Genomic DNA, 22354 nt, shown 5'->3' on the forward strand with positions numbered 1-22354 from the left:
GTTCGTCGAAGGTGACGATCCGGCGTTGATGCATGAGCGGATGGCGGTCGTGCTCGACGATGCGCTCGACCGCATCAAGGCGATCCAGGATGCGGCCCGCGGCGGCGCGAAGACCGCGCAGCCGCGGCCGAAATGGCCGATGATCGTGCTACGAAGCCCGAAGGGCTGGACCGGTCCGAAGGAGGTCGACGGGCTGAAGACCGAGGGATTCTGGCGCGCCCACCAGGTCCCGCTTTCCGGCCTGGCCGAGAACCCAGAGCATCTGAGGATGCTTGAGGCGTGGATGAGAAGCTACCGGCCCGAAGAGCTTTTCGACGCCGCCGGCGCACCCCTGGCCGCGATCCGCGCCACCGCGCCGCAAGGTGACAGGCGCATGAGCGCCAATCCGAATGCCAATGGCGGCCTGCTGCGGCGGTCTCTCGAACTGCCTGGCCTGGATGAGCACGCTGTCCCGGTCGAGCGGCCCGGCGGCGTCAAGGCGGAGTCGACCCGTGTCATGGGCCGCTTCCTGCGCGACGTCATGACGTTGAACCGGGCTGCCAGGAATTTCCGCATCGTCGGCCCCGACGAGACGGCCTCGAACCGGTGGCAGGACGTCTTCGAGGTGACGGAGCGCGCCTGGATGGAAGAGATCGTTCCCGAGGATGTCCACCTGGCGCGGGAAGGCAGGGTTCTGGAAATTCTATCCGAGCATACGTGCCAGGGTTGGCTGGAAGGTTACCTGCTCACCGGGCGCCACGGCTTCTTCTCCTGCTACGAGGCCTTCACGCACATCGTCGATTCCATGTTCAACCAGCATGCGAAATGGCTGGATGCCTGCCGCAAGCTCCCCTGGCGGCGGCCGATCGCTTCGCTGAACTATCTGTTGTCCAGCCATGTCTGGCAGCAGGAGCACAATGGCTTCAGCCATCAGGATCCAGGCTTCATCGACGTGGCGCTGAACAAGAAGGCGGACGTCGTGCGCGTCTACCTGCCGGCGGACGCCAACAGCCTGCTTTGCGTGACCGACCATGTGCTTAAGACATGGAACCGCATCAACGTCATCGTCGCCGGCAAGGCCAATTCCTGGCAGTGGCTGTCCATCGACGAGGCGAAAGTCCACTGCGGCGCCGGCATTGGGATATGGGAATGGGCGTCGACCGACGGCGGCGCCGAGCCGGATGTGGTGATGGCCTGCGCCGGCGACGTGCCGACGCTCGAGACCCTGGCCGCCGTTCAGATCCTGAGGCGCCACATTCCCGACCTCAAGGTCCGTGTGGTGAACATTGTCGATCTGATGACGCTGCAGCCGAAGGAACATCACCCGCACGGGCTGTCGGACCATGAGTTCGACGCGTTGTTCACCAGGGACAAGCCTGTCATCTTCGCCTATCACGGCTATCCGTGGACGATCCACCGCCTGACCTACCGGCGGACCAATCACGACAACATCCATGTGCGCGGCTACAATGAGGAAGGGACGACGACGACGCCGTTCGACATGACCGTGCTGAACGGGCTCGACCGCTATCATCTCGTGCTCGGCGTGCTCGACCGCATTCCCGAGCCGGCCGGCGCGCACATCCAGCTGAGGCAGGCCATGGAAGGCAAGCTGATCGAGCACGCAGCCTATATCCGCAAGCACGGGCAGGACATGCCCGAGATACTCGGCTGGAAGTGGGAGCGGTAATCGATGACGAGGCGCCGGGCCGAGAGGATCGGGCTTGCAAAAGCGGCGGGGACCGGCCGGCCATGACCGACGCAATTCTCGTCCTCAATGGCGGCTCATCGAGCCTGAAGTTCGCCGTCTTCCAATGGCGCGACGAGCTCCATCTGCTGGTGCGCGGCAGCGTCTCGTCGATCGGCGAGCGGCCCCGGCTCCACGTCGCGCCCACGGCAATGACGCCGTCATTCGACAGGAGCCTTGGCGAACAGCCGATCTCCATCGGCACGGCGTTCGAAGCCGTTGCGTCCTATCTTGCGGACCGCGGCCTCCTGCGCCGGGTGGGCCGGGTCGGACATCGCATCGTGCATGGCGGCCGGGAGTTTGTCCGCGCAATGCTGCTCGACGAGCGCACGCTCGGTGCCTTGCGCAGGCTGGAGCCGCTCGCCCCGATTCATCAGGCGATCAACCTGGAGCTCGTCGACCTGGCCAGCCGCCTCCTGCCCGGCACCATGCAGGTCGGCTGCTTCGATACGGCCTTCCACGCGGCGCAGCCCGAGCACGCAAGGCTTTATGGCCTGCCGCATGAGATGGCGGAGCAAGGCATCGTCTCCTACGGCTTCCATGGGCTCTCCTACAGCCATATCGCCAGCGAGCTCAACAACCGTTATGGCGCCGCCGCCGGCGGCCGGACGATCGTTGCCCATCTCGGCAGCGGTGCGAGCCTGTGCGCGATGAAGGCAGGCGTAAGCCACGCCACCACCATGGGCTTCTCGACGCTTGACGGCCTGGTCATGAGCACGCGTTGCGGCGCGATCGATCCCGGCATCCTCCTGCACCTTCTGCAGGACCGGAAGCTGTCGTCGGACGAACTTGCCGACCTGCTCTATCAGCGATCCGGTCTGCTCGGGGTATCCGGCATCTCGGGAAACATGCAGACGCTGCTTGCATCGAAAGACCCGGCGGCGATGCGCGCCGTCGATCTCTTCGTCTATCGTGTCGGGCGCGAGATCGGATCGCTTGCCGCGGCGATTGGCGGGCTCGACACCATCGTGTTCACGGCGGGCATCGGCGAGCATGCGCCCGCGATCCGGCAGAGCATCTGCGAAGCCGCGGGATGGCTGGGCGTCGGGCTCGACGAGGAGTTGAACGCGCATGGCGAAGAACTGATCAGCGCCCCGGATTCCCTGGTCGACGTGCTTGTCATTCCCGCCGACGAGGAACGTGCGGTGGCCGCTGAGTTGCTCGGCTTCGAAGGCTTCGAAGGCAAAGACTAAATGATATCGCCCGGAAGCGCGCGGCGCTCCCGGGCGATATCATCAAACAAATGCGACTCGCCTCAGCCCGGCAACGAGGCGCCGAGCTTCCGCTGAACCAGGACGAGCGTCGGGTCGTCGGGATCCGTCGTGACGATGAAGCCCATCTCGCGCTCGAGTTCGATCGCTGCGCGGTTTTCGCGGCTCTCGATCGATTCGATGGTCTCTATCCCATGATCGTCGGCATAACGCGCGACATAGCCGAGAAATTCCCAGCTGACGCCGAGATGCTTGCGATCCTCGCGGATGCAGATGGCGACTTCGCCATGCCGATCGGCCGGGTCCGCGGCGAGGGTCGCCACCGCAATCAGCATTCCGTCGGTGGAGAAGGCGAGAAAATTATGGACGTGCGGATCGTCGGATCGGGTCATCGCCACAAGCCGCTCATGCGAGACTTCCTTCACGGCTCCGAGGAAGCGGAAGCGCAGATCCTCCGGTGTCACATGGGTAAAGAACTCGGCGACGATCGGCTCATCGTCGGGACGCGCTCGACGCACCTCGAAGCGAAATCCGGTGTGGGTCGTAAGCATGGTTTTCATTTTCAGCCCCTTTTCAGGATTGATGCGCGGGATTGGCGCAATGGCCTCATTCACCCATTGCCAGCAGCGTGTCGCGTTTCAGAATTTCGATGCTGCGCAGGCTGAGCAGGCGGATCACGCCCTTCTCTTTCAGGCGGGTGAAGACCCGCGACACGGTTTCGATGGTGAGGCCGAGATAGTCGCCGATGTCGTTGCGCGACATAGGCAGTTCCACCTGCCGCAGCCCGCCCTGACGCTCCGACATTTCGACGAGGAACGCCGCGACGCGCTCGATGGCGTTCTGGCGGCCGAGCACCAGGAGATGTTCCTGCGCCCGAGTCAGGCCTTTGAGCGCCAGAGGCAGGAGCTGACGCGACATGTCCGTGCCTGACGGAGCGCGGAAGACCCGGACACCAGTCGCGTTGATCGCCTCGGCGAAGAAGTGATGGGTGACGTCGGCCTCGAAACCGAAGGTCTCTCCCGCCAGGTGGAATGCGCTGATCTGCCTGCGACCGTCGGCGAGCAGGCGGTAGATGCGAACCGCGCCGAATTCGACTTGATAGAGCGCGCCGGCCTTTTCGCCCTGGGCATAGATTTCAGCGCCTGCCGTGAAGAAGCTGACCGGCGTCGCCGGCCCTTCGAAGGCTGGCGCGGGGCTCTGATGGGGAAGATAGGACGGCAGGTCGATCTTGGCGGAGGCTTGAGCGTACATGGATGTGGTCCCAGTGAATTTGTGACAACAGCAATCGCCCAAATCCAGCCATGCCGAAATTCGGTTATGTCCCTACGGGAAACTACTTAGTGCGATCCCAGATCACCCTGCCGAGCCAGACATGTCGAGCAGGCCGCCTGGCACGTCCGCCAACTGGGTCCGCGATTGACCACGATCAAGGCCGGCATGACTTGACTCGGCATTGTTTGGCCGGAGCAACCAGGGGAAACCGACCATGAACTCCGAGATGATTGAAATCTGGACCGGGATACTCGGCCTTGCCTATCTTGCCGCGCAGGCCTTTATTTCGAGATGCTCCGTGCCAGGAAGCACGTCCGAGCAAGGCACGGTCATGCCCGGCCGTATCCGGACAGGATAAGGCGCTCGCGATAGGAAAGGATGCCGGACCAGCGCGGTTTCATTCTTTCGTGCCGTGGGAAAGCCGGTCCGTTCCAGTCTGTCTTCCGAGAAACGGGGAAGCGTGATGAAGGCAATGGTGCTGGAAAAGCCCGGTACGCTCCTGAATCTCGTCGACCGTCCGGATCCCTTGCCGGGGGCGGGCGAGATCAGGCTCAAGGTGGTGGCATGCGCGGTATGTCGCACCGACCTGCACGTCGTGGACGGTGACTTGCCATCGCCAAAGCTGCCGCTCGTGCCGGGCCACGAAATCGTCGGCATCGTCGATCTTGTCGGTGAAGGCGTATCGCGAGCCCGGCTTGGGCAGAGGGTAGGCGTTCCGTGGCTGGGGCACACGTGCGGACATTGTCCCTATTGCAACGCCGGCGCCGAAAACCTCTGCGACCAGCCGCTCTTCACCGGCTACACGCGCGACGGCGGCTTCGCCAGTCATGTCGTTGCCGACGAGCATTTCGCCTTCGAGCTCGATGCCGCCGCGGATCCGGTGTCGCTGGCGCCGCTCCTGTGCGCTGGTCTGATCGGCTGGCGCTGTCTCAAGAAGGCCGGCGATGGCCGCCGGCTGGGCATCTTTGGCTTCGGCGCCGCCGCGCATATCATCACGCAGGTCGCAATCTGGCAGGGACGTGAGATCTTTGCCTTCACGCGGCCTGGCGACATCCAGGCACAGGAATTCGCGCGCTCATTGGGCGTTGCCTGGGCAGGGGCGTCCGATGAATTGCCTTCGGTCGAACTTGACGCCGCGATCATTTTCGCGCCGGTCGGCGAACTGGTGCCGGCCGCGTTGCGGGCTGTCCGCAAGGGCGGCCGGGTGGTCTGCGGCGGCATCCATATGAGCGACATTCCATCGATGCCCTACAGGCTTCTGTGGGAAGAACGGGAATTGGTGTCGGTCGCCAACCTGACCCGCCGGGACCCCGAGGAGTTCTTTCCGATCGCGAGGGACGCCCGGGTGCGCACGCACACAAAGGTCTATCCGCTGGAGCGGGCGAACCAGGCGCTGGATGATTTGCGCATGGGCAGGCTGAGTGGCGCCGCCGTCCTTAAGCCTTGACGGTCCTGGACCGCGCGTTCGCCTAGCCGTGGCATCTGCTTTAGCCGGTTCGTCCCTGGCCGGCAGAGTCGGTCAGGGGCGGGTCGGGATGGCCGATGAAAACAGGCACGCAGCGCGACATTCTTCTCCCGGACGGCTTGCCGAGCTGCGCTATGGCTGCTCGACCCGGGCCACCTGGTAGGTGTGCATGGCCCCGTTGCGCTTGATCGAGACGTACTCGCCAGTGAGGAAGCGCTCCTCGCCGAGATGAAAGCCGACCTCGTCGTCACGATCGCTTTCGGCGTAATCGAAATACCATTGGCCACCCGGCTTGCGCCGCAGGCGGCCGACAAGATCGTCCTCGCCGGTGCGGAAGCGGCGGACGCGGCAGAAGCCCTTGTGCGATTTCCACTCCTCCGCGTCCAGCCGTCCCTCATTGGTGAGCGGTGCGAGCACATCGTAGCCTTCCTCGCGGTCTCCTTCCGGATGACCTTTTTCGCGTGCGAGAAGCAGGCGGATGTTCCTGAATTTCGGGGTGAGGTCGTGCAAGCTGGTCATGGCAGACTCCTTCGAGGCCATTCCTATCGCGGCGATCGGAGGTGACCTTGATCAAGGTCAAACGGGCATCGGCTCGCGGCTCAACTGGTGCCTGTCGGCACATGACCGCGAACCCAATTGACGATCTGGCCGGCACTCATCGCCCCCGATACGCGCGCGATTTCCCGCTGGCGGTGAAACAGGATCACGGTGGGGATACCGCGAATGCCCAGCCTCGCCGCGATGGCCTGCTCCTTGTCGGAATTCAGCTTGACCAGCCGGATGCGAGGCTCCAGCGCCTTGGCGGCGGCCTCATAGGCCGGCGCCATCATCTTGCAGGGACCGCACCACGGAGCCCAGACGTCGACCAGGACGGGCAGGCTGCCGCGCCCGATCTGACGGTCGAAGTTCGCTGCGTCGATGTCCTGCGGGACCCCGGAAAACAGCCGGGCGCCGCATTTTCCGCATTGCGCTTCGGCGCTGTTTCGGTTCGGCGGCAGGCGGTTGACCACGCCGCATTTGGTGCAAACCACCAGATTCTCCTGCGTCATGACGTTCTCCCATTTCGATCGTGGCCGAGACGCCCGTCGCCAAGGGCCCGCAGCGCATTGACGATGACGGCGACGTCTATGCCCTCTTGCAGCAGTGCTCCCGCCACCGGCGTTATATGCCCCATGGCGGCCGCGATCATCGCCGCGCCCGAGAGCCCCAGCCCGACGACGATGCTCTGCAGGGCGATCCCGCGCGTGCGCCTGGCGATACGCAATGCTTCCGCGACAGGTTCCAGCCTGTCGGTCAGCACGACCACGTCCGCCGCCTCGGACGAAGCTGTCCCGCCGCGGGCTCCCATGGCAATGCCTACGGTCGCCGCGGCAAGGGCAGGCGCATCGTTGATGCCGTCGCCGACCATCATCGTCGGCGCCGCAGCCTTTTCGGCCTCGACTGTCCCAACCTTGTCGGCCGGCGTGGCGTTGGCGAAGACGGCATCAAGATCGAGCGAAGCGGAGACCTTTTCGGCCGCCGCGCCGTCATCGCCAGTCAGCATGACTATCCGGGTGACGCCTGCCGAACGCAAAGCCTCGACAGTGCCGGGCGCATCCTCGCGTATGGCGTCTCCGAATGTGAAAACAGCGGCAAGCCGGCCATCGATGGCCACAAACACCCTGAGCACCTGCGTGTCGCGATACCGGCTCTCTCCGCTCTCCGCCCAGTTGGGCAATGGCCCGTTTCCAAGAACCAGCGGCCTCGATCCGGCCACGACCGACATCCCATCCACCTGACCTTCAAGGCCTTCTCCCCGATGCTCGCGGACATCACAGGGTTGGGAAAGCAAAAGGTTCCCATGGCGGGCAATGCGGACAATCGAATCCGCAAGAACGTGGTGCGAAGCCTGTTCAAGCGAGGCGAGCAGCCGCAGCGGTTCATCGGTTCCCTGGCCTGGAGCGACGTCGATCTCGATCAACTCGGCGCCGCCGAGCGTCAGGGTCCCCGTCTTGTCGAAGATCGCGGTGCGTATCTGGGCAAGCGCCTCCAGCGCCGCGCTGCCCTTCATGAGGATGCCGGCGCGGGCGGCACGCGACACACCGCCGATGAATGCGACGGGCGCCGCGAGGATCAGCGGGCAGGGCGTCGCGACCACCAGGACGGCGAGAGCGCGGATCGGATCACCGGAAAGATACCAGGCGATGGCGGCGATCAGCAGCGTGGCCGGAAGCAAGAGCAGGGCAAAACGGTCGGCAATGCGTATGAGCGGCGCCTTGGCGGTTTGCGCGGCGGCGACCATGCGCACGATCGCGGCGTAGGTGCTTTTGTCAGCGATAGCCGAGGCCCGCATGACAAAGACCTCGCCGACATTGACGGTGCCGCTGCGCAATGCGTCGCCGGCGCCGCGCCGCTCCGGCAGGGGCTCTCCGGTGACCGTCGACTCATCGACCTGGGCCGAGGCGTCGATCAGGACGCCGTCCACGGGCAGCAATTCGCCGGCGCGCACCAGAAGCTCGTCGCCGACCGCCACCTGGTCGATCGCGACAGTTTCGGTGCCATGTGCGGATTTCCGGTGCGCCACACGCGGCGCCCTGTCGGTCAGAGCCCTGAGATTCCGCTCCGCCCGGCCGCGTGCCAGATCTTCAAGCACGGTGCCACCGGCATACATGATGGCGACGACCACCGCCGCCAAGGCCTGCCCAAGCAGCAGCGCCGCCGACATCGAAACCAGCGCGATCGTGTCGACGCCGACCCGGCCGATCCAGAAATCTCGCAGGATCGAGATGGCAAGCGCCGCCACGACGGGCAGCGTTGCCGCTGTCCAGATCGTATCGGGCGAGGCGATGTCGATACCGTTTCGCCAGACGCCCAGTCCGAGCGCCAGGCCGAGAACGGCTATGATCAGCAGCGCGCGCCGCAGCACGGATTCGTTCATGACGGCTGTCAAAGCTCGTCGATCATTTCCCGCAGCAAAAGCCGGACATCCTTTGCCGTCGCGGCAAGTTGCGGGTTGTCGATCGCTCCCATCGCCACCATCGGATCGACCGCCGCCACCTCGGTCTTGCCGGGGGCGGTCTCGGTCGCGATCACGTTACAGGGCAGCATCGCGCCGATCTTGTCCTCGGCCTGCAGCGCGCGCCATGCGAAATGCGGATTGCAGGCACCGAGGATCATATATGGCTTGAAGTCGACGCCCAGCTTGACCTTCATCGTGTGCTGGACATCGATCCTCGTCAGGATGCCGAAGCCCTTGCCGGCAAGCTTTCTGGTGACGTGTTCGATCGCCGCCGCGAACGGCATGTCGAGGCTCTTGCTGAAGTAATAGCTCATCGGATCCTCCTTCCATGGCGATCTTCGCCAGCAGCGACAGCTTGAGGGCAGTAGCTAGCCGCCGGGGTCGGATGGCGCTTTGATCCAGCGCAATGAATGCTAGCCGCCTTCGGTGAATGTGGCGGCAAGGAGTTCTCCAGGATGACAATCCGAAATCTTGAATACGCGGTCTCACCGAAATCCGTCGTTGTCGTCGGCGCGACCGAGCGCGTTGGCTCGGTCGGCCGCGTTGTCTTCGACAACATCGTCGGCGGCGGCTTCGAGGGGGAGATCTGGCCGGTCAATCCCAAACATGCGCAGGTGGTCGGCCACCGCTGCTACGGCAGGGTCGCCGATCTGCCGGGGGTTCCCGATCTGGCCGTGATCGTGACCCCTCCCGAGACTGTGCCCGATATCGTGCGGGAACTGGGCGAGAAGGGGACGCGCGCCGCCGTCGTCATCACCGCGGGGCTCAATCACGCCAATGGTCTGCGCCAGGCGATGCTCGATTCGGCCAAGCCCTCGCTCATGCGCATCATTGGCCCGAACACCGTCGGGCTGATGGTTCCCCCGGCGAAGCTCAACGCCGGTTTCGCCCATATGGCGGCGCGGCCCGGGAACATTGCGCTGATCTCGCAGTCCGGCGCCATCGCCACGTCGCTGATCGACTGGGCGGCCGAGAACAATGTCGGCTTTTCCCGGATCATTTCCCTCGGCGACATGGCGGACGTCGATGTCGGCGACTGCCTCGACATGCTGGCGGGCGATTTCCACACGCGAGCAATCGTGATGTATCTCGAAACCATACCCAATCCGCGCAAGTTCATGTCGGCCGCGCGGGCGGCGGCGCGCCTCAAGCCGGTTATCGCGATCAAGCCCGGGCGGCACGAGCAGGCGGCCAGGGCGGCCGCGACGCATACCGGAGCGCTTTCGGGCGCCGACAGGGTGGTCGACGCCGCCTTGCGCAGGGCAGGCGTGCTGCGTGTCGATGATCTCGCCGAGCTGCTCGATGCCGCCGAGACTGTCGCCCGTCACGCTCCCCTCGAGCGGGCGCGGGTCGGCATCGTCACCAATGGCGGCGGGGCCGGCGTGCTTGCCGTCGACAAGATCGTCGATCGTGGAGGCGAGCTGGCCGAACTTGCGCCCTCGACGATCGAGCGGCTCGACCGGGCGCTGCCGCCGACCTGGTCGCATGCGAACCCGGTCGACATCGTCGGTGACGCCGCGCCGGAGCGCTACGGGGCGGCGCTCGAAGCCCTGGCGGCGGATCCGGGGACGGACGTTATCCTGGTCATGAATTGCCCCACCGGGCTCGGTTCCTCGCCGGACGCGGCCAGGAAGGTCGCCGAGCTTGGCGACGACGGCGAGATCGGCGGAAAACCGCTTCTCGCGTGCTGGCTTGGCGAGCATACCGCGCGCCAAGGCCGGCGCGTCCTGACGGAAGCCGGCATCGCGAGCTTCGAGACGCCGGAGGACGCGGCGATCGCGGCGTCCTATCTCGGCGAATGGTCGCGCGCTCAGCGGGCGCTGCTGCGGACTCCCCCGAGCCGGGGTGGCGATCAGGCCGATGGCAAGGCATCGGCGCACGCCATCTTACGGAAGGTGGCCGCCGAAGGGCGACGCATGCTGACGGAGCCGGAAGCAAAAGCGGCGATAGAAGCCTACGGAATCCCCGTGCCGCGAACCATCGTCGCCGGATCCGTCGTGGAAGTGGCCCAGGCCGCCGGCGAGCTTCTCGAAAGCTCTGAAGCAGTGGTCGTCAAATTGCTGTCGAAGGTGGTCTCGCACAAGTCGAATGTCGGCGGCGTGGTCCTCGACATCGCGACCGCGGAGAAGGCCGCGGAGGCCGCCCGGTCGATCGAGACGCGCCTGCGCACGCGGTCGCCGCAGGTGAAGGCGGACGGCTACACGGTGCAAGCCATGGTCGCGCGCAAGCATGCTCAGGAACTCATACTGGGCATGAACCTCGACCCGATGTTCGGCCCGGTCATTCTGTTCGGCGCCGGCGGCACGGCGGTCGAGGTCGTGAACGATACCGCGATCGCCCTGCCGCCGCTTGACGACGTGCTGGCCGGAGACGCGATCGACGCGACCAGGATAGGCCGCCTGCTTGCCGGCTATCGCGATCGCAAGCCGGCCAACCGAGGCGCGATCATCGCCGCGCTGAACGGCCTGTCGCAAATGATCGTCGACTTCCCCTGCCTCGTCTCCCTCGACATCAACCCGCTGCTGGCCGATGCCGAAGGCGTGGTTGCGCTCGATGCGCGTATCGAGATCGACCCGCGACGGGTGGATGAGCCGGCGCCGAACCCGGCGCTTGCCATAAGGCCCTATCCGTCGGGATGGAGCCGCGATCTCCAGTCGGACGGCATGACCTTTCACATCCGGCCGATCATGCCGGCGGACGTGGCGCTTTATCCCGCGTTCCTGGCGAAGATTTCTCCCGACGACCTCAGACTGCGCTTCCTGTCGCTGCGGAAGAACTTCCCGGACCAGATGCTGAAGCGGCTCACACAGCTCGACTACGAGCGCGACATCGCCTTCGTCGCTCTTGAAAAGGACACGGGAGCGCTGGCGGGAATCGGCCGGCTTTCCTGCGATCCGGATCACAGGAGCGGTGAATATGCGCTGCTCGTGCGATCGGACCTGCAAGGCCATGGCCTGGGATGGGATCTGCTGAAACAGGTCATCGACTATGCGAAGGCCGAACGCATCGGCCGCATCGAAGGCACGATCCTCAACGAAAATCGCAAGATGCTCACAATGTGCCTGGAGTTCGGCTTCTCGATCGCGCACCACCCGAGCGAGCCCGGCCTGTCGGTGGCGACGCTGGAAGTCCGCTAGAGCGTTTCACTGTTTCACGAACACGGCGAAAGGCTCTATCTCCTTGTTTTGACGCAATTCCCGACGGAAGACCGCGGACGCTTTTCCCGGAATTGCTCCAAACGGGTGACGGCTTTATGATCCGGTCTTCCTGAAGCCGGCCGCGGATGAAACGGCGCCCTCGACCGAGGCCACCATCTCGGCCGTGATTTCGGTCACCTTGCGGTTGGCCTCGATCTTGCGCCAGGACATCGGACCGGCATCGCGCTGCAATTGCCGCGAAAGGATGTCGATCGTGGCATCGGAGGGGCTGCCCTTGCGCTCGCTGACCCGACGCCAAAGCACCGACGGATCTGCCGCCAGCCAAAATCCCGCAAACGGAACGTTTGTCCCGGTCGCTGCGCGCTCGATCCTGTCGCGATCCTCCGGCCTGTCGAAGACCGCGTCGGCGACGACGCAGCCGCCTTCGGCAAGAATAAGCTCCGCGAGCCAGGCTATCTGGCGGTAGACGCGTTCCGATACGCCGGGCCGGTAGGCCTTGGCCGGCAGCCTCGTTTCGGCCGCCACGCCATGCATGGCCTTGCGGATGCGGTCGCTCTCGACGATCCGGGCGCCGGGCGGCGCGCCGATCTGAGCGGCGAGGGCCTCGGCGACCGTCGTCTTGCCCGAGCCGCTCAATCCGCCGATTGCGACGAGCCGAGGCGGCGTTTCGGCCAGCAGGGTTTGCGCGAGTTGGAAATAGGACCGCGCTTCGGCAACCAGCCTTGCGGAGTCCTGGCTGCCTTCCTCGACCTGCGTCGCGGTCACGTGAGCGCGCACCGCCGCCCGCACCGCCATGAGGAAAGGCAGGAGCACGAAGCCGTCCTCGTCATCGGCATCGTCGAGATAGCGGTTCATCACCAGATTGGCGAATTGCGGAAAACCGCGATGCCACAGATCCATCAGCAGGAATGCGAGATCGTAGAGGACATCGACGGTGGCGATCTGATCATTGAACTCGATGCAATCGAACAGGCGAGGCTCGCCATCGAAGACGCAGATGTTGCGCAGATGCAGGTCGCCATGGCAGCGGCGGACCTTGCCTGCCGCCTCTCGCCGGTCGAGAAGGCCGGCACGGCGGGCGAGGGCGTCGCGAAACGCTGCGTTGAGCGTTTCGATTTCCTTTCCGTTGAACACGTGGCTTGTCGCAAAGCCGGCCGCATTGATTTCGAGAACGCCGCCGATATTCGCCGACCCGCTGCCGGCATGGATCACTTCGGCGCCGCGGTGATAGTGCGCGATCATGCGGGCCACGCCCGTCATCAGCGCGGGTGTCAGTTCCCCCGCCGCGGCCATGCGATCCAGGAGCTTGGACTGGTCGAAGCGGACCATCTCGATGACGGCGTCGACCAGTTCTCCCGGCTCGTCTAGGGCAAGCCGGTCTCCCGCGCGCGCGACGCGGTGGACATCGAGATAGAGGCCGGGCGCTGTCATGGAGTTCAGCTCCACTTCCCTCTCGCACGCGGCGAGCCGCAACGCCGGCGTCGAAAAGTCGACATAGGGCAGCTTGACCGCCCGCTTCATCTTGAATGCGCGCCGCCCGACGAGGAAGATCCGGGAAATATGTGTTTCGATCGTCTCGACCGGACCAACCTCGCCATGGCTGGCAGGGTTCTTCAGCATCTCGACCACGACATCCTGGTTCTCGGTGATCATAAGTGCGTCCTTGACTTGGTTGCGTCATCCCTCGGCCTTGCCGAGTGAAGCTCTATGAGCCTCCCTAGCGTTGGAGCGTCTGGACATAACCTGTGAGGTTTTGGATGCGTTCCGTGGTTACGGCCTCCCCGCCATAGGGACCGTACTTCTTCACGTCGTCAGGCAGGAACTGATTGCCCCACACCGGCATGTCGCGCTCACCATGCGCCGGGACGAGACCGCGACCGTCGATCGTGGCGTAGACCCGCCAGTAGGGAAATTCCCCGCCATTGCGCTTCGTCAGCGTCGTCAGATCGGCGGGGCGCTTGCGCAGCTCATCGGCCAAGGGCCCGTCGCCCTTGCCTTCCACGCCGTGGCAGACCGCGCAGGAATTCAGATATTCCTGCTGTCCATTGCTCATCTGCTGCGCCGCCGCGGCGCTCAGCGTCAGCGCGAAAAGACCAATCGTCGTCCGGAATCTCATTGATCTGCCTCCAGCCATCGGTGTCAGGCTAAACCATGCGACGCGCACGCACGTTGACCGGGATCAATCTTGCGAGGGGGCCATTTGATTCAGCGCAAGGAAGGATTCCAACCGACTCGCTAAGGCTGCATTCCGTGTTTTCGAACAAGGAGCGGCCCCCATGCCATTCAAGACATTGCTCACGGTTACCGGGCCCGATTACGGAAACGATGATCTGAGGCTCGCGGCCGGTCTGTGCGAGGAAATCGACGCGCATCTTTCCCTGCTCGTCGTGGTCATTGCGGCGCCTCCGTCTGGCGGAGAATACGCAGCAGTGGTCTCGCCGGCCTGGCTCGCGGAGCGCGAAGCCGAAATGGAAACCCTGGAGAAGCGCAGTTCGGTGGTATCCAGGATGCTGTCGGAAGGCCCCGTATCGGCCGACCTCGGCAGCGAATACCCGGAGCAGTCCTGGACGGATGAGATCATCGGTCGGCGGGCCCGCTATGCCGACCTGACCATCGTCGGACCGGAGATGCTCGCAAGCGGCTTGCTTAAGGATAAGGTCCTTGCGGGCAGCCTGTTCTCGTCCGGGAAGCCTATCCTGCTGGTCCCTCAGGGAGCGCGCGCGACGTTGAAACCGAAACGCGTCCTTGTCGCCTGGGACGCCAGCCTGGAAGCCTCGCGCGCCGTGCGGGAGGCGCTCGATATCCTGTCATCCGCCGACGAGGTCCGCGTCGCCATGATCGATCCGATCGAAGACGAACGGCATCATGGAGCGGAGCCGGGAGCGGATCTGGCGGCCTATCTCTCCCGGCATGGCGCGAAGGTCGCGGTCGATCGCCTGCCGAGTTCGGGCCATTCTGTCGCCGACATTCTTCGCCAGCATGCCACCGACACCGGGGCCGAGCTCGTGGTCATGGGGGCTTACGGTCATTCCCGGCTGCGCGAGCGGATATTCGGCGGCGTGACCAAGTCCATGATCGAGGACCCGGGGCTGGCGGTTCTTATGGCGCGTTGAAGGCGCATTCGCCGATAGGCCAGATCTCGAGGCTGGTCTGCGCGAGCCCGGAAAGCTCAATCTCGGCAACATTCAACCGCCTATCGTTCTCGTCGTGACCCAGCAGTGGAACAGGCGCGGACAAGGCGCTCAGCTTTGCCTTTCAACTGTCGAAAGATGTCATTGCCGTCCGTGTGGCGCGCATGTCGAGTGACCGCCCCATTGCGGTGCTGCTCCCTGGAGCCCCTTGGCCAAAAGTTTTCGGCCGAGCGACGGAAAACAGGAACGTTCCTTTTTCTCAGGCATTCTCCCTAGTCCGCATCTCATCCACTCCTGTTTGCTGGGCCCGGAAAATTGTTACCCAGAGAGCATAATTTGTCCAACCCTGACGCCGGTGAGGTCTCCGTCGTCGATCTTATTCCTGCCTTGCGGGCTTTTGCGCGGACGTTCTGTCGGGTGCCCGACGACGCCGACGATCTCGTGCAGGAGACACTGACCAAGGGGCTTGCCAACCTGGACAAGTTCGAGCCGGGCACGCGGCTGAAGTCCTGGCTCTTCACGATCATGCGCAACACGCATTACACGCGTGTCAAGGCAGCGGCCAGGGAGGCGCCCGGGCTGCTTGACTGCGCCTCCACCCGGCCGATCTCGGAGCCGTCGCAGGATTGGTCCGTCCAAAGCAAGGAAGTGCATCGAGCCATCCAGAAACTGCCGTCCCATCAGCGTGAGGTGCTGGTGCTGATCGGCGTGCTGGGCGTAAGCTACGAAGAAACTGCTGAGATATGCGGTTGCGCTGTCGGCACCGTCAAAAGCCGTCTCAATCGTGCCCGTGCCGGTGTTCTGGAGTTCCTCGGGGAAAGCTCGCCGCAGGCGCTGATCGAGCGACGACGCCAATTTTCGGACGACCATTGGGATACTGAAGGCGCAAGACGCTAAAGCAGCCTACCGGCGCTGAGTTGCTTTCAGGACTTTCGCCTCTCTCATCAGCGAGGCCCAATTCAGACCGAGCAGGGAAACAAGTTCAAGCGCCTGCGTTTCGGTGATGCCCGTCGTTGCGACCAGCCGCCGAATGAGTTCGTCCACTTCCGGAGTTCTGCCATCCTGCGCCATCGGGATGACTCCTAACCGGCTACAACGATTCACTTATGTTAATGTTCCACCGATCTTGCTGGCACGACGACCGCAGGCACTGCCAATGCCCTTCGGCCCGGTCTCGGAGGAATGCCGCATCCTCGCCGCGACGTCGTCAACCGCGCTCGGCCGTCATATCGCCTTTGCGCTTTTCGATCAGCGCGTTCTGCAGTTCGAGTGCAAGCCTGGTCTGCCGGTCAGGGACCTTCTCCCGCTCGATGGCGGTCAACAGGGACGCGATCTCCTGGTCCAGGCTCTGGATTGCCTGGGCGCATAGATCGCGCTGGCTCCGGCGAGACATCGCATTCTCTTAACAATAGAGGCCCCTTCAGATCTCACTGAGGCATACCCGACCAGCCTTTGCAAGGCGCTCGACGCAAGCTGTGGGATTTCGGCATCGCAGTCTTCGGATTTCGGGGCAAAAGGCGATCCGCGAGCATGCACTCATTCCTTCGGCAGACGGTTCGCCGCGTGATCCTGGTACTGATCGGATTTGATCCGGTTGCCGTCGAGGCCGCGTTGCTCCGTATGCTGCTTCTTGTCCCGGTTGGACAGAACCTCGTTCTCGCCGACCATGTCCTTTGCGAGTGTCGTCTTCGCTCCGGTTCCGGAGCCCTTGCCCTGGCTGCCGCGGCCCATATGCTTCTTACCGCTGGTTGCCATTGTTCTTCTCCTGGACTGCCCGCGTGAAACTGTTCGGCGACCGAACTGCCGCGCGCGCGTTATGTTCCGCCGGCAACGCGGATAAGGAAGACCGTGCCGTCCCAACTGCCGAAAGGCATTTCGCCATCGACCAAGACGTCCATGCCAAACGCATGGGCAAGACGGTTGATATCGCGGGAATCGATGTCTGGCGACGCCCGATACGAATAGTTGAGGATTGCCGCCATCCCTTCTGGCCGCAGCACGCGCGAGATCTCGCCGAAATGCCGCTCGGCGACACCGGCGAGCACCAGGTACGGAAAACTGTCGAGAGCCAGCACGCCGTCGAAGCTTTGATCGGCAAAGTCACCGAGATCCAGGCCCGAGGTCAGGCGGAATTCCACATTGGCGACGCCGGCGCATCGCCGGCGCGCGAGGGCGATCATCCGGGGCGAGATATCGATGCCGACGATACGTCCCGCCATGGCGCCAAGCGCATGTTCGAGGCGCCCGATGCCGCAGCCGATGTCCAATATGCGGTTGCGGGTGCCGAGCATGCCTTGCCGTTCCAGCCACAAGGCAATCTCGCCGGTTGTGGCCGAGAGGCTGTCCTCGTCGCCCAGCGACGACAGTTGCACGCTGGCGGCCGGAGATATGGCGGCCGCCCGATCGAATCCGCCGGCCAGCCGCTCGACGGTGATGGCGGCCGTTTCGCCGTTGACGCGGTCATGCGACACGCAGGCAGCGACCCTGCGGACGGCGTCGAAGGCGTCGGCCTTGTCACGCAGCATCGTGGCGATGCCTTCCAGCCAGCGTCGCCGGGGCACATGGCTCGGGCGCATGTCCAGGGCGACATCCGCCAGTTGCGCCGCGCTGGTCGTCTTGTCGACACAGACGGCCAGTTTGGCCAGCGCGTTGTCGACCGAAAGGCCGTCCGCCATGTAATCCTCAATCAGGCGCCTGGCGATCGCACCGGTTTGCCTCGCGGGGGTCACGGCGGCGCGCTCCGCATCCACACCTTTTGCGCTGTCCAGCGGTCGTTCGCGCCCCAGCCATATTTGTAGCCTTCACGGCCGCGCAGGAAATCGAACTCGCGCGCGCCTTCGTTGGCGGCTTCCGCGATGGCATGGCCGATCAGAATCGCGCCGGGGCTTTCCTCGGCATAGGCTGGATCGAAACCGCCGAGATAGGCATAGGCCCTGTCGCGGTGATGAAATCCGTAATAGGCACCGACGACGGCATCGCCGATCTCGATCGTCAGGCATCGCGCCAGGCCGTTATCGGCAAGCCGCGGCAGTGCCCTGCGATGAAATTCCACCGCCAGGTCGGACAGCACGCCCCCGCCATGACCGGCCCAGCGCGCGCCATGCAGCCGGATCAGCCGGTCGAGAAATATCTGCGGATCGGACTCGCCGCGCCTGACGACAACGGCTCCCCTTCGCCGGGCGGCTCGCTCGGCGCGGCGCAACTGACGTCTTCGTCTCGCCGGAACAGAATAGGCCAGGGTTCGATCGCCATCGAGCGGCAGCACGGGACAGGCGGCCTGCGCCATCGACCGGCGCTCTTGCGCATTCGGCAGCTCAAGGCTCAGCGACACGGCATCGGCCGGGAGGTCGGGCAGGATCCATTGCGACCATTCGAGCGAGAGCACCGCGTCGGCAATGGCGGCGCCAGCCTTCGCTTCCAGTTCCGGCACGCACAAGATGTCGAGGTAGTCGCTTAGAGAAATGCCGATGGGCAGCAGGCGCTGACCGCGATCATGCCTTTCGACATAGAGCGGCGCCAGGCCGGCGAGGGCGTCTCCACTCCACACTGCAATGGCCGCAAGGTCGCCGGGCGCGAATGTCCGCCACCACGGAATGAGCCAGGCAGGAGACTGGAACGGCGTGGCCGAGATGCTCCGCCGCCAGAGCCGCCACCAATGCGGCTCCAGGTCCTCGAATGCTCTCGCGTCACGAATGATCTCGGTGCGCAGACCGCCCATCAGCCGGTTCCCAGCAAGGCGCGACGGGTGCCAAGCTTCGCCAGCGCTTCGTAGGCATCCATGTAGGATGCGGTCATGCGCTCAAGCGAGAAGCGGCGACGCGCCTCCGCACGGCATGCCTCGTGGTCCAGGGCTCCGGAAGCGATAATGGCCTTCGCCGTCTCCTCGACGTCATTGACCAGGAACCCGGTCCTGCCGTGCTGGACGACATCGGGAAGGGCGCCGTTCGGGAACGCGACGACCGGTGTGCCGCAGGCGAGCGCCTCCATCGCGACAAGCGAGCTTGTTTCGGGAGCAAGGCTGGGAATGACCAGGCAGCGTGCGGTGTTGAGCAGCCGCCGCTTGGCGCAGAAGCCGAGTGGCCCGAGGAAACGCCGCTGGCGATCGAGCCGAGGGCGGACCTCGTCGGCGAAATAGCGCAGATGGGTTTCGTAGGGATAGACCTGACCGGCGATCGCCAGAGGCATGCCAGCGCGCTTGGCTGCCTCTATCGCGAGATGGATGCCCTTTTCGGGACAGATGCGGCTGAGCACCAGCGCGAAATTGCGCCGCGACCGAAGCTCGTTCAGCGCATGGACATCGACGCCGTTCGGGATAGGCCGTGCAAGTCTCGATCCTGCCGGCGCCGTCCTGTGCTGCGCCGGCGAGACCGCATGCAGCCACAAGTCCTCGCGTGACGGCGCCAGCACCTCGGGCGGGTACCAGCCGAGTGGCAGGTGCAATGTCACCAGGGTGGGACCGTCGTCAGGCAGATAGGCATCGAAATCGATCCCGTGGAGGTGAACGACGTCGATCGGCCAGCGCGCCCGGGCGGTCGCGATCGCATCGCGATGCGCCTGATGAGCTCGGTCCTTCGCCGCCTCATCGAGCACTCCCGCCTCGGCTGGTGTTTCCACCAGGACGCCGGCCGTGCTTGAGCCGTGGCAGGCGACGACAACCGAACGGTGGCCTTTTTCAACCAGCGCCCGATCCAGCGCCGACAGCACCTGCTCGGCCCCGCCGACCGCATCCGGCCCGACGGGCGCGAGAGGGTAGGCGACGTTGAGGACAGTCAGTGTCATCGTTGATCTGGGGCCTCACCAAGCCGCCGACACGCGCTGCGTCGGCGCCATCTCGTCGCCGATCGCGGGAGCATAGCGGCGGATCATCTCCGCGCAGAACTCGGCGAATTCCTCGGGGATCTGGGGTGGGCTGGTGTGGTGAGGCTGCAGGCCCCGATGTTCCGGCGTGAAGCAGAAGGTGACGGTGACGTTGAAGTCGGCCAGCGCTTCCATCTGGCGGTCGAACCAGTCCAGCGCATTCGGCCGAAAACTGTCGGCCCAAGACAGGCCGGTGCGCAGGTGGGTGACACCCAGACGTTCCATCCAGGCAACAGCGTCGTCCAACCGGTGATCCTCATAGTGGAACCACTGCACCAGGCCCATTTGCGGAGTGTGGCGCACGAATTCCTCGAGCGCCGGCTTGGGCGTGCCGTCCTCGCGAAGCAGGCCCATGTAGAAGTGCCTGTAATAGGACGAACCTTCCGCCTCCCGATGGCGCGTCGTCGCTTCCCAGGAGCGCGGCAGATCGTAGAGGCTGTACCACTGAACGCGCGGCGCAAGTCCGAGCAAAAGCTCCGCTGTCCGGCGCAAGCCCCAGACTTGCACCTCCTCGGCGCCAAAGGTCGACACACCGACCTCGCTGACCCAAACCGGAATGTCGGCGACCGTCGCGATCTCTCCGAGCTTGTGCGGCCACTCGTGGATTTGCCAGAGGTTCCAGTCGAGCGGGAAGCCATGCACGGCGACCGCGTCGACATGGTCGAGCACGCCGAACTCCTTCATGCGTGTCATGAACCCGGCATCGATCGGCGAAATGCCGCCCAGCACCTTTGTGATGGCAGGATTTTCCCGGCCGATGGCATCGGCCGCCAGGGTCGCCATTGTGGCAAAACGGCTCCAGTCGGGGTCGAGCTCAGGGTCCCAGTGCGATTTGTTGTTGGGCTCGTTCCAGATCATGGCGGCTTCAATCATGGGTCTCTCCTTTCGAAGGATAGACGGCGGCGCTGCCGGCCGGTTCGCCGGACGCGCGGCAGAAATAGACCTCGTCTTCCGGGTGGAGCAGGATCTCGAACCCGGCGCTGCGCAGCATCGCTTCGGTGCAGGCGCGGTTTGGAATCCACCAGTTGGTCGGGTCGTCCGCATAGCGATGCTCGATGAAGTGCAGCTTCGGAAACTCGGGCTGATCGAAGAGGTCGCGTGTCCAGAAATGGTAGTTCTGCTCAAGCGGCAGGACTTCGTTGCTGCCCCGCTGCATCGACTGGAAGATCATCAGGTCGCTCGCGACATGGCCGCGGATCAGGTCGAGCGCCAGCAACGGGTGGCGCAGGTGGTAAAGCACGCCCATGAACAGCACGATGTCGAAGCGCTCGCCGAGCGAGGCGACGTCGTAGACCGACAGTTCCCGGAACTCGATCTCGCAGTCGGCGATCTCGGCGGCGAAACGCGCCTGGGCGAGATAGGCTTGGTCGAAGTCGATTCCCAGCACGCGATCGGCGCCACGTTTCTTCATTTCGATCGAGTAAAAGCCGGCATTGCAGCCGATATCGAGCACCGACTTGCCCGAAAGATCTGTCGGAATGGCATCCGCGAATTTGCGCCATTTGATCAGCGGATAGTTGCCGAGGAAATGATCGGGAGCAGTCTCCACGCCCGCGAGCTCCATATTGTGGAACCACGGCCCCAATGCGTCGATGCGGCGGCGTATTTCCGTGCTGGAATGCAGCATGGCTAAGCTCCTTCGCCTGGAACGGTTGGCACTGCCGGACAGTCCTGCGATGCGAATGTCGGCAGGGTCCCGTCATCGATGGCGTCGTTGCTTTCGAGCAGCCTGAGCGCCGTGCGATAGCCGTTGAAGGTACCGACATCGACATAGGCCGTCCCCGCCTTGACGCCGTAAGCTTCGCCTCCGCCTGCGAGATAAGCGTTGACCAGCGTGCCGAAATACTCGTCGACGCCGTCGCGCTGGCGCCACAGGGCCGCCAGTTGATGAAAGATACGGCCCGGCATCTTGAAGGCGCCCCAGACCCAGTTTGTCGCGGCGTCAGCTTGCTTGACCTGGATCTGCTCGACCCGCCCGTTCTCGTCGAGGACGACGGCGTCGAACAGTTCCGGGCGATCGACCGGAAACATCAGGAAGGACAGCCGGTCGTCGGCCAGACGGCAGAAGCCGTCTTCAGGGAACCAGATCGTGTCCGGCAGGCCGATCAGGACCGTTTCGTCCGGCGTCACGAGCGGCGCGGCGCGGAAGATCGCGTCGCAGAGTCCGATCGGAGACGGCTGCGCCACGAAGATCGCCGCGGCGTCGCCATAGCCGGCGGCGTAATATTCGAGGATGTCCGACTTGCCGGAACCGATGATGAAGCAGATGCGGTCGACGCCGTTGCGCACCATGCGCCGCACCAGATATTCGCTCACCGCGCAAGGGCGTTCGGTCTGGCCGTCCAGGCGGCTGCCGACCGGCAGCAGCTCCTTGGAGAAACCCAGCGGCTGAATGCGGCTGCCACGACCGGCGGCAGGCACGATGCCAAACATCAGACAGCTTCCTCCATTGTGCCCCTCGACGTGGATGCAAAAGCGTCGTTCAGGATGCGGTCGAGTTCGGCGGCGCGATGCGCTGAGGTATGCTCGTCGAGGA

The 22354-nt window shown here is 64.4% G+C and carries 22 protein-coding genes; 6 read left to right on the forward strand and 16 right to left on the reverse strand.

Annotated elements, in window-relative coordinates; genetic code table 11:
• Both EOA24_RS05445 and EOA24_RS05450 read left to right on the forward strand, forming a co-directional pair.
• Positions 1–1669 (forward strand): phosphoketolase family protein (locus EOA24_RS05445; RefSeq protein ID WP_133374464.1); only part of this gene is annotated, 1669 nt, incomplete at its 5' end.
• Positions 1670–1731: 62 nt separating this feature from the next.
• Positions 1732–2919, forward strand: a complete 1188-nt coding sequence (locus EOA24_RS05450; RefSeq protein WP_126079222.1) for an acetate/propionate family kinase — start codon at positions 1732–1734, stop codon at positions 2917–2919.
• A gap of 62 nt (positions 2920–2981) precedes the next feature.
• On the opposite strand, the gene EOA24_RS05455 is transcribed toward EOA24_RS05450, so the two are convergent.
• Complete coding sequence (locus EOA24_RS05455; protein ID WP_126079221.1) at positions 2982–3497, reverse strand: GNAT family N-acetyltransferase; 516 nt, start codon at positions 3495–3497, stop codon at positions 2982–2984.
• A gap of 46 nt (positions 3498–3543) precedes the next feature.
• Entirely contained in the window at positions 3544–4188 is a 645-nt protein-coding gene (locus tag EOA24_RS05460; protein WP_126079220.1) for a helix-turn-helix domain-containing protein, read from the reverse strand.
• Between the two features lie 484 nt (positions 4189–4672).
• On the opposite strand from EOA24_RS05460, the gene EOA24_RS05465 reads away from it, so the two are divergent.
• Complete coding sequence (locus tag EOA24_RS05465; RefSeq protein ID WP_126079219.1) at positions 4673–5656, forward strand: zinc-dependent alcohol dehydrogenase family protein; 984 nt, start codon at positions 4673–4675, stop codon at positions 5654–5656.
• A 150-nt stretch (positions 5657–5806) separates the two neighbouring features.
• Here the strand turns inward: EOA24_RS05465 and EOA24_RS05470 are convergent, their stop codons facing one another.
• The 4 genes from EOA24_RS05470 to EOA24_RS05485 form a co-directional block, all read right to left on the reverse strand.
• Positions 5807–6193, reverse strand: a complete 387-nt coding sequence (locus tag EOA24_RS05470; RefSeq protein WP_126079218.1) for a hypothetical protein — start codon at positions 6191–6193, stop codon at positions 5807–5809.
• Between the two features lie 80 nt (positions 6194–6273).
• Positions 6274–6723, reverse strand: a complete 450-nt coding sequence (gene trxC / locus EOA24_RS05475) for a thioredoxin TrxC (RefSeq protein ID WP_126079217.1) — start codon at positions 6721–6723, stop codon at positions 6274–6276.
• Complete coding sequence (locus EOA24_RS05480) at positions 6720–8591, reverse strand: heavy metal translocating P-type ATPase (protein ID WP_126079216.1); 1872 nt, start codon at positions 8589–8591, stop codon at positions 6720–6722. Before EOA24_RS05480 ends, trxC begins: the two co-directional genes overlap by 4 nt.
• Before the next feature lie 8 nt (positions 8592–8599).
• Positions 8600–8986 (reverse strand): DUF302 domain-containing protein, encoded by a 387-nt coding sequence (locus tag EOA24_RS05485; RefSeq protein ID WP_126079215.1) that lies wholly within the window; start codon positions 8984–8986, stop codon positions 8600–8602.
• A gap of 141 nt (positions 8987–9127) precedes the next feature.
• On the opposite strand from EOA24_RS05485, the gene EOA24_RS05490 reads away from it, so the two are divergent.
• Positions 9128–11809: a bifunctional acetate--CoA ligase family protein/GNAT family N-acetyltransferase gene (locus EOA24_RS05490; protein WP_127409656.1), complete on the forward strand. Its 2682-nt coding sequence runs from the start codon at positions 9128–9130 to the stop codon at positions 11807–11809.
• A gap of 114 nt (positions 11810–11923) precedes the next feature.
• Here EOA24_RS05490 and EOA24_RS05495 read toward each other — a convergent pair whose 3' ends face one another.
• Both EOA24_RS05495 and EOA24_RS05500 read right to left on the reverse strand, forming a co-directional pair.
• Positions 11924–13483 (reverse strand): bifunctional aminoglycoside phosphotransferase/ATP-binding protein, encoded by a 1560-nt coding sequence (locus EOA24_RS05495; protein ID WP_126079213.1) that lies wholly within the window; start codon positions 13481–13483, stop codon positions 11924–11926.
• Positions 13484–13547: 64 nt separating this feature from the next.
• Positions 13548–13946 carry a cytochrome c gene (locus EOA24_RS05500; protein ID WP_126079212.1) on the reverse strand — a complete coding sequence of 133 codons (399 nt, stop codon included), beginning with the start codon at positions 13944–13946 and terminating at the stop codon, positions 13548–13550.
• A gap of 313 nt (positions 13947–14259) precedes the next feature.
• Here EOA24_RS05500 and EOA24_RS05505 point away from each other — a divergent pair, with 313 nt between their 5' ends.
• Both EOA24_RS05505 and EOA24_RS05510 read left to right on the forward strand, forming a co-directional pair.
• Positions 14260–14943, forward strand: coding sequence for a universal stress protein (locus tag EOA24_RS05505; protein WP_348633066.1), 684 nt, complete (start codon positions 14260–14262; stop codon positions 14941–14943).
• Between the two features lie 354 nt (positions 14944–15297).
• Entirely contained in the window at positions 15298–15858 is a 561-nt protein-coding gene (locus EOA24_RS05510) for a sigma-70 family RNA polymerase sigma factor (protein ID WP_126079210.1), read from the forward strand.
• Between the two features lie 6 nt (positions 15859–15864).
• On the opposite strand, the gene EOA24_RS41445 is transcribed toward EOA24_RS05510, so the two are convergent.
• The 8 genes from EOA24_RS41445 to EOA24_RS05550 all read right to left on the reverse strand — a co-directional run bounded on the left by EOA24_RS41445 (position 15865) and on the right by EOA24_RS05550 (position 22251).
• Positions 15865–16032: a hypothetical protein gene (locus EOA24_RS41445; protein ID WP_189343250.1), complete on the reverse strand. Its 168-nt coding sequence runs from the start codon at positions 16030–16032 to the stop codon at positions 15865–15867.
• 465 nt (positions 16033–16497) lie between these two features.
• Positions 16498–16716, reverse strand: coding sequence for a hypothetical protein (locus EOA24_RS05520; protein ID WP_126079208.1), 219 nt, complete (start codon positions 16714–16716; stop codon positions 16498–16500).
• 59 nt (positions 16717–16775) lie between these two features.
• Positions 16776–17690: a class I SAM-dependent methyltransferase gene (locus tag EOA24_RS05525; RefSeq protein ID WP_245467251.1), complete on the reverse strand. Its 915-nt coding sequence runs from the start codon at positions 17688–17690 to the stop codon at positions 16776–16778.
• Positions 17687–18679 (reverse strand): GNAT family N-acetyltransferase, encoded by a 993-nt coding sequence (locus EOA24_RS05530; protein ID WP_126079207.1) that lies wholly within the window; start codon positions 18677–18679, stop codon positions 17687–17689. Before EOA24_RS05530 ends, EOA24_RS05525 begins: the two co-directional genes overlap by 4 nt.
• On the reverse strand, positions 18679–19740 hold the full coding sequence (locus EOA24_RS05535; RefSeq protein ID WP_126079206.1) for a glycosyltransferase family 4 protein: 1062 nt from the start codon (positions 19738–19740) through the stop codon (positions 18679–18681). The genes EOA24_RS05530 and EOA24_RS05535 overlap by 1 nt, the downstream gene beginning before the upstream one ends.
• Before the next feature lie 15 nt (positions 19741–19755).
• Positions 19756–20691 (reverse strand): beta-xylosidase, encoded by a 936-nt coding sequence (locus tag EOA24_RS05540; protein WP_126079205.1) that lies wholly within the window; start codon positions 20689–20691, stop codon positions 19756–19758.
• Complete coding sequence (locus EOA24_RS05545) at positions 20684–21445, reverse strand: TIGR04290 family methyltransferase (protein WP_126079204.1); 762 nt, start codon at positions 21443–21445, stop codon at positions 20684–20686. Before EOA24_RS05545 ends, EOA24_RS05540 begins: the two co-directional genes overlap by 8 nt.
• A 2-nt stretch (positions 21446–21447) precedes the next feature.
• On the reverse strand, positions 21448–22251 hold the full coding sequence (locus EOA24_RS05550) for a sugar phosphate nucleotidyltransferase (RefSeq protein ID WP_126079203.1): 804 nt from the start codon (positions 22249–22251) through the stop codon (positions 21448–21450).
• Positions 22252–22354 lie beyond the last annotated feature (103 nt).

The organism is Mesorhizobium sp. M2A.F.Ca.ET.039.01.1.1, from assembly GCF_003998035.1.
GTDB lineage: Bacteria > Pseudomonadota > Alphaproteobacteria > Rhizobiales > Rhizobiaceae > Mesorhizobium.

Coding starts and splice junctions, on each gene's coding strand:
- EOA24_RS05450 (WP_126079222.1), top strand. CDS start 1,732: ATGACCGACGCAATTCTCGTCCTCAATGGCGGCTCATCGAGCCTGAAG.
- EOA24_RS05455 (WP_126079221.1), bottom strand. CDS start 3,497: ATGAAAACCATGCTTACGACCCACACCGGATTTCGCTTCGAGGTGCGT.
- EOA24_RS05460 (WP_126079220.1), bottom strand. CDS start 4,188: ATGTACGCTCAAGCCTCCGCCAAGATCGACCTGCCGTCCTATCTTCCC.
- EOA24_RS05465 (WP_126079219.1), top strand. CDS start 4,673: ATGAAGGCAATGGTGCTGGAAAAGCCCGGTACGCTCCTGAATCTCGTC.
- EOA24_RS05470 (WP_126079218.1), bottom strand. CDS start 6,193: ATGACCAGCTTGCACGACCTCACCCCGAAATTCAGGAACATCCGCCTG.
- trxC (WP_126079217.1), bottom strand. CDS start 6,723: ATGACGCAGGAGAATCTGGTGGTTTGCACCAAATGCGGCGTGGTCAAC.
- EOA24_RS05480 (WP_126079216.1), bottom strand. CDS start 8,591: ATGAACGAATCCGTGCTGCGGCGCGCGCTGCTGATCATAGCCGTTCTC.
- EOA24_RS05485 (WP_126079215.1), bottom strand. CDS start 8,986: ATGAGCTATTACTTCAGCAAGAGCCTCGACATGCCGTTCGCGGCGGCG.
- EOA24_RS05490 (WP_127409656.1), top strand. CDS start 9,128: ATGACAATCCGAAATCTTGAATACGCGGTCTCACCGAAATCCGTCGTT.
- EOA24_RS05495 (WP_126079213.1), bottom strand. CDS start 13,483: ATGATCACCGAGAACCAGGATGTCGTGGTCGAGATGCTGAAGAACCCT.
- EOA24_RS05500 (WP_126079212.1), bottom strand. CDS start 13,946: ATGAGATTCCGGACGACGATTGGTCTTTTCGCGCTGACGCTGAGCGCC.
- EOA24_RS41445 (WP_189343250.1), bottom strand. CDS start 16,032: ATGGCGCAGGATGGCAGAACTCCGGAAGTGGACGAACTCATTCGGCGG.
- EOA24_RS05520 (WP_126079208.1), bottom strand. CDS start 16,716: ATGGCAACCAGCGGTAAGAAGCATATGGGCCGCGGCAGCCAGGGCAAG.
- EOA24_RS05530 (WP_126079207.1), bottom strand. CDS start 18,679: ATGGGCGGTCTGCGCACCGAGATCATTCGTGACGCGAGAGCATTCGAG.
- EOA24_RS05535 (WP_126079206.1), bottom strand. CDS start 19,740: ATGACACTGACTGTCCTCAACGTCGCCTACCCTCTCGCGCCCGTCGGG.
- EOA24_RS05540 (WP_126079205.1), bottom strand. CDS start 20,691: ATGATTGAAGCCGCCATGATCTGGAACGAGCCCAACAACAAATCGCAC.
- EOA24_RS05545 (WP_126079204.1), bottom strand. CDS start 21,445: ATGCTGCATTCCAGCACGGAAATACGCCGCCGCATCGACGCATTGGGG.
- EOA24_RS05550 (WP_126079203.1), bottom strand. CDS start 22,251: ATGTTTGGCATCGTGCCTGCCGCCGGTCGTGGCAGCCGCATTCAGCCG.